The 14,583-nt window shown below is 46.0% G+C and carries 11 protein-coding genes; 6 read left to right on the forward strand and 5 right to left on the reverse strand.

Annotation, left to right across the window (positions count from 1 at the left end; all coding sequences use genetic code 11):
- The first annotated feature begins 5 nt into the window (after nt 1-5).
- The 4 genes from ACJJJB_RS03755 (at nt 6) to rpoS (ending at nt 3,847) form a co-directional block, all read left to right on the forward strand.
- A complete protein-coding gene (locus ACJJJB_RS03755) occupies nt 6-677 on the forward strand; it encodes a protein-L-isoaspartate(D-aspartate) O-methyltransferase (protein WP_445365764.1) in 672 nt (223 codons plus the stop codon).
- Nucleotides 674-1,636, forward strand: a complete 963-nt coding sequence (locus ACJJJB_RS03760) for a DUF368 domain-containing protein (RefSeq protein WP_282951244.1) — start codon at nt 674-676, stop codon at nt 1,634-1,636. The genes ACJJJB_RS03755 and ACJJJB_RS03760 overlap by 4 nt, the downstream gene beginning before the upstream one ends.
- Before the next feature lie 254 nt (nt 1,637-1,890).
- The gene (locus ACJJJB_RS03765) at nt 1,891-2,595 is read left to right on the forward strand and encodes a peptidoglycan DD-metalloendopeptidase family protein (protein WP_353056844.1); all 705 of its coding nucleotides are present in this window, start codon (nt 1,891-1,893) and stop codon (nt 2,593-2,595) included.
- A gap of 202 nt (nt 2,596-2,797) precedes the next feature.
- The gene (rpoS, locus tag ACJJJB_RS03770) at nt 2,798-3,847 is read left to right on the forward strand and encodes an RNA polymerase sigma factor RpoS (RefSeq protein WP_040628155.1); all 1,050 of its coding nucleotides are present in this window, start codon (nt 2,798-2,800) and stop codon (nt 3,845-3,847) included.
- Between the two features lie 93 nt (nt 3,848-3,940).
- On the opposite strand, the gene ACJJJB_RS03775 is transcribed toward rpoS, so the two are convergent.
- The 4 genes from ACJJJB_RS03775 to ACJJJB_RS03790 all read right to left on the reverse strand — a co-directional run bounded on the left by ACJJJB_RS03775 (nt 3,941) and on the right by ACJJJB_RS03790 (nt 8,299).
- Entirely contained in the window at nt 3,941-4,267 is a 327-nt protein-coding gene (locus tag ACJJJB_RS03775) for a YdbL family probable chaperone protein (protein WP_020411740.1), read from the reverse strand.
- Nucleotides 4,268-4,278: 11 nt separating this feature from the next.
- On the reverse strand, nt 4,279-4,473 hold the full coding sequence (locus tag ACJJJB_RS03780) for a YnbE family lipoprotein (protein WP_353374970.1): 195 nt from the start codon (nt 4,471-4,473) through the stop codon (nt 4,279-4,281).
- A gap of 186 nt (nt 4,474-4,659) precedes the next feature.
- A complete protein-coding gene (locus ACJJJB_RS03785; RefSeq protein ID WP_445365765.1) occupies nt 4,660-7,218 on the reverse strand; it encodes an intermembrane phospholipid transport protein YdbH family protein in 2,559 nt (852 codons plus the stop codon).
- 634 nt (nt 7,219-7,852) lie between these two features.
- Nucleotides 7,853-8,299: a nuclear transport factor 2 family protein gene (locus ACJJJB_RS03790; protein ID WP_282951240.1), complete on the reverse strand. Its 447-nt coding sequence runs from the start codon at nt 8,297-8,299 to the stop codon at nt 7,853-7,855.
- Nucleotides 8,300-8,594: 295 nt separating this feature from the next.
- On the opposite strand from ACJJJB_RS03790, the gene pepN reads away from it, so the two are divergent.
- Entirely contained in the window at nt 8,595-11,228 is a 2,634-nt protein-coding gene (gene pepN, locus ACJJJB_RS03795) for an aminopeptidase N (RefSeq protein WP_445365766.1), read from the forward strand.
- A 182-nt stretch (nt 11,229-11,410) separates the two neighbouring features.
- Here the strand turns inward: pepN and ACJJJB_RS03800 are convergent, their stop codons facing one another.
- Nucleotides 11,411-12,448, reverse strand: a complete 1,038-nt coding sequence (locus ACJJJB_RS03800) for an AraC family transcriptional regulator (protein ID WP_444945415.1) — start codon at nt 12,446-12,448, stop codon at nt 11,411-11,413.
- Nucleotides 12,449-12,696: 248 nt separating this feature from the next.
- Here ACJJJB_RS03800 and ACJJJB_RS03805 point away from each other — a divergent pair, with 248 nt between their 5' ends.
- The gene (locus ACJJJB_RS03805) at nt 12,697-14,544 is read left to right on the forward strand and encodes a DUF3604 domain-containing protein (protein ID WP_444945414.1); all 1,848 of its coding nucleotides are present in this window, start codon (nt 12,697-12,699) and stop codon (nt 14,542-14,544) included.
- The last annotated feature ends 39 nt before the right edge of the window (nt 14,545-14,583 follow it).

Below are 14,583 nucleotides of genomic sequence, written 5' to 3' on the forward strand. Positions count from 1 at the left end.
AGCTTATGGACCGCTTGAGACACGAAGGTTTGGGAATGACTTCCCAGCGTACCCGCAATCGTCTGATACAGCGATTGCGTGAAGAGGGCATCAGTAATGAAGAAGTCCTCAATGTAATGGCATCAACACCGCGACACCTGTTCCTGGATGAGGCTCTGGCCATTCGCGCCTATGAGGATACGGCCCTGCCTATTGGTTACGGGCAGACTATTTCTCAGCCTTACATTGTTGCGCGAATGACAGAGCTACTCTTGAGCCGAGCCAAGTCTTTGCACAGCGTTTTGGAAGTGGGGACGGGTTCCGGGTACCAAACAGCGATTCTCTCTCGTTTGGTGGAACAACTTTATTCTGTAGAGCGTGTCGAACCATTGCTGGAGAAGGCACGTAAGTGTTTGACAGAGCTGGGTCACCATAATGTTGAATACAAACTTAGCAATGGCGGCTTTGGTTGGCCAGAAAAAGGTCCATATGATGCAATCCTGGCTGCGGCAGCACCGGTAGTAGTTCCCGATGAGCTGAAGCAACAGTTGGCACCTGATGGTGTGTTGGTGATTCCTGTTGGTTCAGAGCATCAGTATTTGACGATGGTGACCCGTCGCCAGGATAGTGATCAATTTGATGTGGAAAAATTGGAGGCGGTTCGCTTTGTACCGCTGCTCAGTGGTGTTGTTCGATGAAGTTATATGAAACCCTCAGAGGTCGCTATCCTGGGGTGGTGTTACGAGGTATGGCGATGGGGGCTGCAGATGTGGTCCCCGGGGTTTCTGGGGGAACTATCGCCTTTATTACGGGGATTTACCAGGAGTTACTGGACTCTCTCAGCCGAATAGGCCCACACTGCATCACTCTCCTAAGGAAGGAGGGCGTTGCAGCAACCTGGAAATATATAAACGGTGGTTTCCTGTTGTCCCTGTTTTTGGGAGTGCTGATTAGTATTTTTAGTCTTGCCCGATTAATAAGTGGACTGCTGGAGAATTACCCGATTGTTGTCTGGTCTTTCTTTTTTGGTTTGGTTCTGGCATCCACTGTTTCGGTTATACGAAATATTCCGCGGTGGTCCCCTTCAGTTATAGTTTTTTTGTTCCTGGGCATAGCTTTGGCGGTTACAGTCAGTGAGCTACGTCCGGGAGAAATCCCGGCAACGCCTCTGACATTATTTTTATCTGGAGCTTTGGCTATTTGTGCAATGGCACTTCCGGGTATTTCCGGCGCCTTTATTTTGTTGATGATTGGGATTTACCCCAAGGTGCTTTCCGCCGTTCATGAGTTACAGATAACAAATTTAATTTGTTTTGCCGCAGGTGCAGCCATTGGGTTGATGTTATTTAGTCGATTACTTTCGTGGTTGATGCATAGGTTTGTCGCTCGTACACTGGCTTTTCTTGCTGGAATCTTGCTGGGAAGTTTGAAAATAATTTGGCCTTGGAAACTGCCTATGCCCGGAGAGGCAGAAACGTCCAGTAAGTTGGCACCGCTGTTAACAAATACCACTCCGGCAGATTTTGTGACTCAAACAGGGGATTCGGCACAACTTGGTGGGGCTATTACAGCTGCCCTGGCGGCCATGGTGTTGGTTCTCACAATAGACTTTTTGGGAGGGGCTCATCGGGGAACATCTAGCGCCACACCGCAATAAGATCTGGAAAATCTCGGTATGGCAGCGTTTTATGAAGCGTTCACCGGAATTTTTGGAGCTTTTCTTTAGACACTTTTTCCATAAATGCCGTGGTCTGATGTAAAAAGAGAATAATGGAATGTCATCTTTTGCTACGCTCTAAAGGCCTGTTTTGGCGGAACAATTCCCCCATTTCTGGTCATTTTTTGTTTGGGGTGTTAAAAATATTAGGCATCAGTATCCTGTTATTGCTTCTGGTTTCCTGTGGTAGCCATATGGCTCCCACCAGTTCCCTGAAGCAACCCCCCAGTATCAGGCTCAACTATCACACAGTGAGTAAGGGCGACACCCTCTATTCAATTGCCTGGCGATACGGCAAGGATTTTCGGCAGCTGGCGGCGCTTAATGGCATTAGATCTCCCTATAATATCTATCCTGGTCAGCGGCTTAAACTGACGGGAAAAGTACCTCCAAGTGCCTCCTCAAAGGCTCCCATCGCCGCAAAGAAAACTGTGAGTAAACCGGTTTCCTCAAAGAAGCCAGCCGCGACAGCAAGTAAAAAATCCTTAACGAAAGCTCCTCGACGCCAAACGGCTCAAACCAAGCGCGCAGGCTCTATTCGCTGGCGCTGGCCTGTACAAGGCCAACTGATCAGCCGCTTCCGCTCAGGGGATCCTTTGCGTAAGGGTGTTGATATCGCAGGAGAAAAGGGTGAGTCTGTATTGGCAGCAGCCGATGGCACCGTTATCTACGCGGGAAGTGCATTGAGAGGTTATGGAAAGCTGCTGATCGTTAAGCACAGTGAAGTTTACCTGAGTGCTTATGCCCACAATCACCGTTTGTTGGTGAAAGAGGGCAGCAAAGTCAAAGCTGGGCAACGGATAGCGGAACTGGGTTCGAGTGGTACCGACCGCAACAAGCTCCACTTTGAGATTCGCAAAAACGGTCAGCCAGTAGACCCTCTTGCTTACTTGCCGTAAGCCGGATGGGTGCAGTAAAGCTCTGTAAATAAAAATGGACTTTTAACTAATACCACTTGAGGTAGTCACTGTAATCGTGACGACTGAAGGGTCTGGCCGATTCAGTGGCTGTCGCCATACACTCATGGTGCCTGATTGTATTTTGATCAGCTTCTTGAGTGTTTGGGCGGCTGATATTGGCAAAGTACAAGGAGCAGGGGAAATGGAAGCACAACGGCAAGACCAGTCTTTGGCTGGCCAGGCAGAAGACTTTCCTCCTGAGTTGGCGGTAGAGAATGAAGAGCAGAAACTAAGTAGCAGCGAAGAGAGAGGTAAAGGCCGTACCCGGAGAAATGCGGCAAAAAATAACTCCGTCTCCTCCCCCGGAGAGAAGAGTAGGGTCACCAGATTGGATGGCGACAGCCATTTGCAGAAGAATTTGGATGCTACTCAACTCTATCTGAATGAAATTGGTTTTTCCCCCTTATTGACCGCTGAAGAAGAGGTGTATTACGCACGTAAGGCTTTGCGTGGTGACGCTGCGGCGAGAAAGCGCATGATTGAGAGTAATTTGCGCTTGGTAGTAAAGATTGCTCGTCGTTATGTCAGCCGTGGCCTGGCGCTGCTAGACCTGATCGAAGAGGGTAATTTGGGGCTTATCCGCGCTGTTGAGAAGTTCGACCCTGAGCGGGGTTTCCGCTTTTCTACCTACGCTACCTGGTGGATACGTCAGACAATAGAACGAGCCATTATGAATCAGACTCGGACTATTCGCCTGCCAATTCACGTTGTAAAGGAATTAAATGTGTACCTCCGGGCATCCCGTGAGCTGGCGCAGAAGCTGGATCACGAGCCGTCCGCAGAAGAGATCGCTAATTTATTGGAGAAGCCGGTTGAAGACGTTGAGCGGATGTTAGGGCTCAATGAGCGGGTAACTTCAGTAGATACTCCGATAGGTCCCTCTTCGGAAAAGACACTGGTGGATACGATTCCCGACCAGCAGGAGTCTGATCCGGCTGAGTTACTTCAGGACAGTGATCTCTTTGATAGCATTAATCGCTGGCTCGGGGAGCTTCCCGACAAACAGTGTGAGGTTGTTTCCCGGCGATTTGGGTTGCGTGGCTTTGAAGCGAGCACCCTGGAAGAAGTTGGTAGGGAAATCGGCCTAACGCGTGAGAGGGTGCGCCAGATCCAGGTTGATGCACTTAAGCGCCTGCGTGAAGTCATGGAAAAACAAGGACTTGATGGACTGTCTTTGTTTGGAAACCTATAAACTTGGTCCTTAACCGAGGAAACCCCACGAAGACAATGTATCCGTGGGGTTTCCGTTAGCGATTCAATTTGAGGTTAATAGATTGGGTCTGATCTATTTCCTGACCCAGCGCCCAAGATTGTCCTGGTAATACTCCCCAGGAGAAAGGCGAGCTTCCAGTTTTTCCGCGGCACGGGCCGCTACTTGAGCAATATCGACATTATTGCGTTTGGCAATTTGCGCATAAGAAGTTTTGCGCTTTGCATTGATCTCTTTGACTAACTTCTCAAGCTCCGGGGAGCTAGCGTCTACGATAGCGATATAGCCGCTATTTGCCTCTCCAACCAACCCTTGACTCTTGGCTTCATTGAGTGAGATCGCCATTGCTGGAAGTGCGATGACGAAGCCTACGAGTAACAGGGCCTTCTTTAACATATGCATACGTTGCCTCCTCAAAAAATGCCTTCTTTGTCTTCAAACAAGGTATCTAGGTCCCGATCAACTTTTACCCGGATTTCGTGTTCAATCTTTACGTTTAAGTTTACAGTGATTGGCTCACTGGGAGCCTTTACCGCCACAGTAGGGGTGCACCCTGTGGCAACCATAGCGTACAACAGCCCTATGGAAATCAGCCGGCTGGCTCTCATCTGCTACTCCTTTCCGTACCTTCAGGTACCTTCTATTTGTTGCTGTTACAGCAGTTATCTCAATATCTGGGCCAGGTTTGCCAACCATATTGGGAGTTACCATATTCCCCATATAGTATTCGCTTAACCTTAACCGGCTCTGAATTAGCCAGTCCCCAATTTCGAAGAGCCTACTTTAATCCAGACCTATTGGTCCAGCTGCTTTTCCAAGGCTTCTGTCAGATCGCGGCTGGCCTGAAGAGAGCGAAGCATGGCTGGAATATTATTCTCAAGATTGAGGTTAATAATCAGATCCCGCTCTGAATCCACGGAATCACTGCGCCCTACAAGCTTTAAGCTTAGCTGCAGGTCACCACTGGGAGGGTACTCCATACTGCCTTCCAGGGTACGGAAATCGTAATCTTCGAGCGCATTCGCAATCAGCTTAAGTTGCGGGTTCCCCGACAGTATCTGAGGGGAAAAAGCTCCGTAATATCTCAGTCGTCCTCCCGGCTCCACTGCTTCCAAATGGCCGCGCTTTACTGTGATGCCGTCGGGGCCAGTTATAATAGGAATCACCAAATCTAGATGTCCGCCAGCTTCAAAGTTTTCTGACTCAGTTTCCTGAGCCAATTGTTCCAAGGACACATTCTTGGCAGACAGGATACTGCTCCGAGTTTTATCGGCCAGATTCCAGGTGAGCGCTTCTGAACGCAGCTCCCCGTCAAGAAATTCAGCTGAGAAATCCCTCAGCGACAGATCCTGCTCCCTGTCCAGAGACAAAGAAAAAAGGACTTTATCCAAAGTGAGTCCTGCATTGATAGATCGTATTGATAGCGGCTGAGGCTTCGGCGTAAACCAATGTTCCTCATCGTTTTCCAGTAGAATTGTCCCTTCTACTCCAGTAGCAAAACTTTCCCCGTAGACTGCAGCAATATTGGTAAGTATTAACTTGAAGGAATTTTTTGGTTGTAAAGGCCAGGATACATTGCCATTGGCAGAAAATGCCCCTGAAACTATATCTAAGGGCAAACCTTGAACTGCCTTGCTGAGGGGGTTATTTGTGGTGAATTCAACCTCTGGTAAGGAAAAATGAATATTACCGGTGGCCTGCTCGATATTATGATACCAATTCGAATCAAGCCTCAAAGCCCCAGCATTGAGCTGGCTTTTTCCCTCAATCTTATCTCCGTTCAGGGAGAAAACCCCAGTGAGGGTTGGTGTCATTGAATAATTTTCAGGAGTAATAACTTTGAGGTTTTTGCTGGAGAAGTTGGCACTTAGCTCAGTGTTTCTTTTGGTAGTTTTTAGGTTAAAATCACTTAAGACCAAATCTCCAGATAACGAAATAGATTCACTGTTAAATGCATCAAGTTGATTTTTCCATTTCGGACTAATACAGCTTGTAGAGAGTGTTTTTATCTCACAGTTCATTAGGGGTTGTTGAATAACACTCTTCTTTAGCTTGAATTCTCCCCCTGTAATTTCTTCAAATGTGGTATTTATCTGCTCAAGTTTAACTTTTCGAATGTCACCGTCCGTTTGGATTTTGATTTTTGCAGAAGAATGAAGCTCCTTTACGACGGTATTTATCGTTTTGTTAATAATGGTTGGTGCCATTAAGTCCAGGTTGAAATCGCATTCAGAAGTCCTATTATAACTGCAATTAAGCTGTCTAATTTGTAAAACAGCTGAGGTGGTTGAACCAGATGCTTGTAATTTTGAATTAACCCCACCATTGCTGATAGAGGCCGCAAAAGTGTTGGTGGCAGATGGCTCCAATATAAGTTGTACCGTATCTACAATCTCTACATCTGCTTGGCTTTGGTCCAATCCGGTGGACTTTAAAAGGGAATTTTTTTCCTGGTTTGATATTGAAGTGTTGAGGTGTATCTCACTGCCAGGGAGAAAGTTGATGCCAATCCTTTCTAGCCAGCTTTGCCACGCCGAGGTTGAGTTGACAGGCTTAAAGAAAATCTCACTCTGAAACTTCAGCTTGCCCCCCAAGTTGGTTACTGTAAATGAGGGAGCAAATATCTTCCGGTGAAGCGATTGTAGTATAGGCTCTGCTGCATCGAGATAAGCAGAACCCTCCGCGTGTAGTTTGGGGCTTTGTGCTTCGTCAGTAGCGGACTCAAATTTCAAGTTGAGCAGGGGTTTATCAGCTTCGTTATCATGTTTAGATGAAACTTCAAATGCACCGGAACCCGTGATGTACTCGAGTAGTAGGGGAGAAAATGACTTAAACTCGATCTCAATAGGCGTTGTGGTTGATAGCCTGGCCGTCGTATTTATGATTGATTTGTCGTCGAAACCTGAAATTTCCAGTGATTTGCTCTTCACCTGTAGATTGATATTCTGGTAATCCGAAAGGGAAAAGATATTATCAGGGATAAGTGCATTTGCATTTACAGTAAGTCGTCCGCTGGAGTCAATTTCACTTTCTGGAAATAGGTTTAGTAGCCGAGTAGCCCTGATAATTGGAGTAATTACTTCCAGGTTCGAAGTTGCTTCACCATCCAACTTCCAATAGTTACTGCCCTCTTTCGAGATACTCAGTGTCGTATAGGATATTAATTCAGAAGAACCTGGAGTGATACTAGCATTCACAGAAATCTTGTCTGGGGTTAGGTCTAGCTCTAAAGAGATGTGATAGTTATCAAATCCAATAGTCTTATAGGGTAATTCTGCGAGGATGTTGCTGTCTTCTCGGACAATGCTGAGTGGGCCAGCAATAAAGCTGTTATTAATTTCGATTTCCTTCACTAGCACTTTTCCGGGTATATTTTGAGTGATATCCCGGGCGATCTTTTCTAGGGAAAAAATAATTTCTTCTGCGAGCAGATGAGACGTCGGATTCTGTGTGTCCGGTTTGCTTTCCTGATGAGTTAACTTGTCAACTGATAATTCTATTCTCTGGATGTTATCCCGGCTGATAAGTACATGGAATGGGTAGAGTACTTGAACATTATCTAGAGTCAGGTTTTTGCCACTGGTGGATGTCAGTTGAATCCGCTCAATGGAAACTTCCCTGAAACTGATGTTCAGCCCGGATAGTTGCTTGATGACTACTTCACCGGAAAATAAATTGATAAGTTGAGGGGCGACGATATCCCTCTTCCACCAGCTGCCGAATAGCAGCATAGCCAGGATAGTTAAAAACGTAAAAATAAGAATACGGGGCTTTCGCACGCTAAACCTCAAGCTCCAGGAAAGGAGGTAACTTTGTTATCTCGCTTATGGACTGCAGTAGGTGGCATACAATGCAGGACAACTGCTCCCATAAAGTTGGTAAAAGGCTATTTTATCAAACTGGCCGGATAATCATTGGTGCAAACGTTGGATTATTCGTGAATAGGATGGTTCACTCATTCATGGCTGAAAAAATGTGAACAAGCAGTCATGGTGCTTCTACTATGGTCTCCTGCAGTAGCTTCAGGCGCCATAGGCCCTGTTCCTTGACCCAGAGGCTGGATGTAAACAGCCAGGCGGAAACTGGCTTATCTTCGAAGCTGCCCTCAAAAGATGTATACATGGTCATAAGTGCAGTCTTTGCGCTCAGAGGTGTTATTGAGACCTTATAAGAGGAGTGTTTCTTAATATCCAAGGTTCTGAACTTTTCAACAACCTGTCCGGGACCGAGGGCTTCCTTGTAATAGGGAGTAACTATCAATCCGTCTTTAGTCATTATTTCTTTGATGGCATTACCATCATGTTGCATAAAGGCCATTTTGAGAGCTTCCATGCGGGAGTTCAGCTCATCGTCCAGCTTTGCTGCCGAAGCTGGCGTAGCAATGAAAAGCAAAATGCCAACGATAAACAGTAAAGCGATAAGCTTGTTACCCATAATGACCACCTGAGTGAGAAGCAGCCCACCGACCGTTTGTTGCTTTAAAGATAACTGTGAAAGTAAATGGCCGCAAAATTGCTGAATGCTAGTGTCAGGGTGAGAGGCTTCCAAACCAGCCGGCATGGAGAAGGTCTTGTTATTCTGATCTACTGAGTGATAAGTGGGAATACAAGCCTATAAGAAATGCTAATAGTTAGGCTTATTATTTCAACTTGTAATACTGCTTTTTACCCCAATTTATTTATCCCCTTACCGTTCCGATAGGAACATACTTATTGAGGATGTTTCAACAATGCAAGATGCCCAGCCGAAGACTACTTACCTGAAGGACTATCGTGTGCCGGATTACCTGGTGGATAGTACCGACTTGTGCTTCGAACTGGAGCCAAAGGCCACCCTAGTGAAATCCCGTCTCAAAATTCGTAGAAATCCGGAGGCCGAAGAGGGAATACCGCCTTTACTTCTGGATGGAATCGACCTGGAACTGCTGTCTATTGCTATTGACGGCACCATGCTGTCTCCCGCTGACTATCAGGAGTTACCGCAGGGATTGTCGATTATTGTTGAGAAACCAGATTTTCTCCTGGAAATTCACAATCGGATAAACCCTGAGGATAATACATCCTTAGAGGGCCTGTATCTCTCCAATGGTATGTATTGTACGCAATGTGAGGCCGAGGGTTTCAGGAAGATTACCTTCTATCCAGACAGGCCTGATGTAATGTCAAAATTCACAACTACCATTGTGGCCCCAATAGATCATCCTGTGTTGCTTTCCAACGGTAATGAAGTGGATCGGGGCTATATTGAGGACGGACGTCAGTTTGTTACTTGGGAAGACCCTTTTGCCAAACCGGCTTATCTCTTTGCTCTGGTTGCGGGAGATTTACAGCATGTTGATGATACTTTTACCACTTCCAGTGGACGTGAAGTAAAGCTACAGATTTTTACTGAAGCAAAAAATATCGGCAAATGTGATCATGCGATGCGATCCTTGAAAAGTGCCATGCACTGGGATGAGGAGGTGTATGGTCGGGAATATGATCTCGATATTTTCATGGTTGTTGCAGTTGATCACTTCAATATGGGGGCAATGGAAAATAAAGGGTTGAATATCTTCAATTCTGCCTGTGTTTTAGCCAGCCCGGAAACCGCTACCGACTCGGCATTCCAAAGAATTGAATCAATCGTTGGTCATGAGTATTTTCATAATTGGTCGGGTAATAGGGTTACGTGCCGCGATTGGTTCCAGCTTAGTCTTAAAGAGGGATTTACGGTTTTTCGCGATGCAGAATTTTCCGCTGACTTGAATTCGAGGGCCGTTAAACGTATTGAAGATGTGACCTTGCTGCGTACTAATCAATTTGCGGAAGATGCCGGTCCAATGGCGCACCCTATTCGCCCGGACTCCTATATGGAAATCTCTAACTTCTACACACTTACTGTGTATGAAAAGGGCGCAGAAGTTGTGCGTATGATCCATACGCTTTTAGGAGCGGATGGCTTTCGCAAGGGGAGTGACCTGTACTTTGAGCGGCATGATGGGTGTGCCGTTACCTGTGAAGATTTTATAGTTGCAATGGAAGATGCTAATCAGGTGGATCTCACCCAGTTCCGTCGCTGGTATAGCCAGGCTGGCACGCCAGTCTTGGATGTGACAGATCAATTTGATGAAAGTACGGGTGTATATAGGTTTGTCATTCGCCAGTCTTGCCCTCCTATACCTGAGCAAAAAGACAAACTCCCGTTCCACATTCCCCTTACGGTGGGGTTACTGGACTCAACAGGGAGCGATATCGCGTTGGATAAAGCGGGCTCCACCCAGCTTGTTCTGGAGATCACTGAAAGTGAACAGATGTTTGAGTTTAATGGGCTGAATGAGAAGCCTCTACCTTCCCTTTTACGAAGCTTCTCTGCACCAGTGAAAGTACGCTATGACTATAGTCTTGAGCAGCTTCTATTCCTGATGAGCCATGATTCGGATACTTTTAATCGATGGGATGCTTCTCAAAGATTAGCGTTTAAGGCTATGAATCTGCTTCAGGGTGCATACCAAGAAGGTTTAACTTTAAAACTGTCTCCAGAGCTCATTTTGGCTTATCGGAATATATTGTTGGATAAAGAGCTAGACCCGGCACTGGTTGCGGAAATTATGCTTTTGCCCAGTGAGCACTCCATTGCGGAGGAATCAGTATCTATTGATGCTGAAGCTATTGTCGCTGCAAGAGCTTTTGCTCGTAAATCGCTCTCCTGCGCGCTTATTGATGAGTTAAAAGAACGGTATGCTGAGCTTGATATTGAAAGGCCCTATAGCCCTAATGCCAAGGATATCGCTGAGCGCAGGTTAAAGAATATCTGCTTGGAATACCTCTGTATCACAGAATCTGCGGATGCTCTAGATCTCGCTCAGCGACAATTTGATTCGGCTGGAAATATGACAGACAGAGCAGCGGCGTTAAGTGCATTGATTAACTATGGTAATGATCAATACGCTGAACAAGCCATTCATCAATTTTATGACCGCTGGAAGGAAGATACACAAGTTACTGAGCTTTGGCTTGCACAGCAAGCCTGTAGCGCGAAAAGAGGCACCCTGAATAATATCAAAGCGCTTATGCAGCATCCCGCCTTTGAGTTGAAAAACCCAAATAAAGTGAGGGCAGTAATTGGTGGGTTTGCCAATCGAAATTTCCAACAATTCCACAAAAATGATGGTAGTGGTTTTGAGTTTGTTGCAGACCAGGTTATTGCCTTAGATAAGTTAAACCCCCAGATAGCCTCCAGAGTGGTAATTCCTATCACGCGCTGGAAGAAATATCAGGGGGATTTGGCAGATAAAATGAAAGCTGCACTATTACGAGTGTCAAATTCCGGGGAGCTCTCCAAAGATGTTTATGAAGTGGTGAGTAAGAGTTTAATGAATTAGCAATTAGTCAGAAAAGAGCGGTGGTCGTAATACGGCCCCGCACAAACAGTCACACATAATGTACCTTATGGTTGGTGGTGTGTTTCTTCTTTAGAGATATTTTTGGGTTGCGTTCCGATATGTAGCTATGAACGGCCTTTAAAGAGTAAGCTATATGCGATTACACATTGATGAGATAGGTTTTATTCACTGGTGCTATGCTCTTCTTGTTGGCCATGTTTCCTGAATTCACGTGGGGATTTTCCCGTCCATTTTTTAAAGCTCCTCGAAAAGCTACTGGTGTCATTGAATCCAAGCTTATAGGTAATTGATGTCACGGGTAACTCTTGTTGCTTCAGGTATTGAATAGCCTGGTGTTTACGCGTTTTGTCCAGTATTGCCTGATAGCTAGAACCTTTTTCCTTAAGTTTTCTGTGTAGACTGCGGCAACTGATTCCGATGGTTTTGGCGACAATTTCTTGGGATAGGTCACCGGTAGGCATCAGATCTATTAAAACTTTATTTGTTATATTGATAATGTCATTTTTTCTTAGGCGTGATAGATAATTCGTTAGTGCCTGTTCGTTGATATTAGCCAACTCACTATTTCCTGAGCAGATGTGCCGATCTACAAAATCGCGTTCTAATCGAATTTCACAGGTGCTTGCAGAAAATCCCACTGGGCATCTATACATCATTCGATGGTGTTCAGGGTTGACTGGCTTCGTGCGCGTAAGGTTAATTGCAATCAGATTTTTGTGGATATCCGGGGATATTTTCCTGCATGATTTTATTAACAAGGCGATAAAGGCATCCACTGCATGGATGCTGGGCTCATAATGCAAGTCTTCGACCTTGTGCCAGGAGACTATTACTTCGTGTCGCTCATTGCGAATACTGATTTTCATGGCAGTGCTGACTACCTCTGAGAATCGCGATGACCGCTCCAGGCTTTCTCTGATGGAACTACTGGCCAAGTGAGCGTAACTTAGAGCGTGGAGGTTTGTGTGGTTAACATGCTTCACAACCTCTAAACCTATGCAATCATTGCCGGATAAGGACTCTGCCAGATTCCATAATTTTTTCATGTTTTCCAAAGGGATACGTCTATTTGTATCCTCTATGCTACAGGCTGAGATACCGGCCTTTCGCAGGGCTTCCCGGGGGGGACAATAAGGTTTTAAAGCCTCAATAATGGGTAAAACCCAGGTTGCAATGGTTGTGTGTCCATTCTCAGCCATTTGCCAGCTTGTCCTAATTGGTCAAGAGTTTGGCCAGTTAAGTAAAGAAGTGCATAGGCCAAACTATTAGCATCAAAATCAGTATTTCTACATTCTTCCAAGATTAGCCTAACAGTCTTGGTATGTTAAGGAAACCTGCTGCTTTTAAAGTAAGTCCCGATACTCATGCGATGGGAACTATGCACAATTTAATTAAAAGAATAGTGGTACTTACTGGTTTATCAGCCTCCGCATTATATGGAAGTGTGATGGCTGATGAGCCCACCCAGCTTTTCTGGGGAGATATGCATTTACATACCTCTTACTCATTCGATGCCTTTTTAAGTCAAAATTACTCGGCAACACCTGATACTGCTTATCGGTGGGCCAAGGGACAACCGGTTATTCACCCTTATACTCATGCTAAGGTACGAATAGATACACCGCTGGACTTTCTTGTGGTCTCCGATCATGCAGAGGGATTGGGGGTGATGAGGGCGATAGTTAACGAAACAGACCAGCTAAATACAGAATTACCCATTTCCCAATCAATAAAGCGCTGGTTCGCCAAGCAGCATATTCGCTATAAAGTATCTGTGAATGAGGGGATGGATATATTTAATGAGTTGCTGCCGATACAGGCGCTCAACTCGGAGGATGATGCTGATCCAGTACAGGACCCTGCCAATATTGCCCCAGAGCCGGTGCTCGGGGACTTAAATCAAACCCGGGAAACTGCTTGGCATGAAATCATTGATGCAGCCGAGCGTCATTATCAACCTGGTACTTTCACGAGCTTTATAGGTTGGGAGTGGAGTTCAACCCCTACAGGGGCCAACCTGCATCGGGTGGTAGTTTCCCCCAATGGTTCCAAACAGGCTAAGCAATATCTGCCTTTTGGGTCAGACCAGAGTCAATATCCAGAGGAATTATGGCGTTGGTTGGATGAAACGTCAGAGCGAACTGGTAGCGAGTTCATTGCTATCCCCCATAACTCCAATGTGTCAAAAGGGTACATGTTTGCAGAAACCACTCTGCGTGGTGAGCCGATCGACACACAGTATGCACGAACGCGCATGCGCTGGGAGCCCCTGGTTGAGATGACGCAAATAAAAGGGGATTCCGAGACGCACTCACAGCTTTCACCTATGGATCCCTTTGCTGACTTCGAAAATTATCCTTTCTACTTACAAGCTGATCCAGAAGCTTATCGTGTAGCTAAAGGCGACTATGTGCGCTCTGGCTTAAGGGCTGGTTTGGAGATTGGAGAGAAAATAGGGATGAATCCCTATAAGTTTGGATTGATTGGGTCCACCGATTCTCATACCGGTATATCGAGTGCTGAAGAGGGAAACTTCTGGGGTAAATTTGCCCATGATTCAATTCCGGAGGGCAAGCGGAAAAATACTGTCATAGGCGGAACCAAAGCAACTGGTTGGAATATGTCAGCTTCTGGTCTTGCTGCAGTTTGGGCCGAGGAAAATACACGAGAAAGCCTGTTTGCCGCTTTTAAGCGTCGTGAGGTTTATGCAACTACAGGGCCGAGAATTCAAGTGCGTGTTTTTGCAGGTTGGAGTTTCCCAAAGCATGCAATAGATGCAGAAAATATTGCTGAATTGGGTTATTCCCATGGAGTGCCTATGGGGGGGGATTTAACCAGGCCCCAAGCTTCAGATAAGTCGATACAATTACTGATACGTGCTGTTAAAGATCCCAAAGGAGCAAATCTTGATAGAGTCCAAGTTGTAAAGTCATGGCTCGACGAGGGAGGGCACAGTCATGAGCAGATCTTTAACGTAGCCTGGTCTGGCCAGCGGTCCCTGGATAACAGAGGTCAATTACCTCCGGTGGGTGATACTGTTGACCGCGAGACAGGCCTTTATACCAATACCCTGGGTTCTATCGAGTTGTCCACGTTATGGCAGGATCCAGGCTTTGATATGAACCAGAGGGCTTTTTATTATGTTCGTGTTTTACAGATTCCAACGCCGCGTCACTCCCTTTACGATGCGGTGGCAGCAAAAGAAATCAACCATGGAAGAGTTCAGATACCCTCTGAAGGCCCGGCAATTATTCAGGAGCGTGCCTATACCTCACCTATTTGGTATACGCCGTAGCTAATCAATGAATAAAGTCTGATGGTACAGTGAGGCGAT

Source organism: Microbulbifer variabilis (genome assembly GCF_052468405.1).

Bases quoted from the DNA above. Each gene is read 5' to 3' on its own strand.
- ACJJJB_RS03755 (WP_445365764.1), top strand. From the start codon at position 6: ATGGACCGCTTGAGACACGAAGGTTTGGGAATGACTTCCCAGCGTACC.
- ACJJJB_RS03760 (WP_282951244.1), top strand. From the start codon at position 674: ATGAAGTTATATGAAACCCTCAGAGGTCGCTATCCTGGGGTGGTGTTA.
- ACJJJB_RS03765 (WP_353056844.1), top strand. From the start codon at position 1,891: ATGGCTCCCACCAGTTCCCTGAAGCAACCCCCCAGTATCAGGCTCAAC.
- rpoS (WP_040628155.1), top strand. From the start codon at position 2,798: ATGGAAGCACAACGGCAAGACCAGTCTTTGGCTGGCCAGGCAGAAGAC.
- ACJJJB_RS03775 (WP_020411740.1), bottom strand. From the start codon at position 4,267: ATGCATATGTTAAAGAAGGCCCTGTTACTCGTAGGCTTCGTCATCGCA.
- ACJJJB_RS03780 (WP_353374970.1), bottom strand. From the start codon at position 4,473: ATGAGAGCCAGCCGGCTGATTTCCATAGGGCTGTTGTACGCTATGGTT.
- ACJJJB_RS03790 (WP_282951240.1), bottom strand. From the start codon at position 8,299: ATGGGTAACAAGCTTATCGCTTTACTGTTTATCGTTGGCATTTTGCTT.
- pepN (WP_445365766.1), top strand. From the start codon at position 8,595: ATGCAAGATGCCCAGCCGAAGACTACTTACCTGAAGGACTATCGTGTG.
- ACJJJB_RS03800 (WP_444945415.1), bottom strand. From the start codon at position 12,448: ATGGCTGAGAATGGACACACAACCATTGCAACCTGGGTTTTACCCATT.
- ACJJJB_RS03805 (WP_444945414.1), top strand. From the start codon at position 12,697: ATGGCTGATGAGCCCACCCAGCTTTTCTGGGGAGATATGCATTTACAT.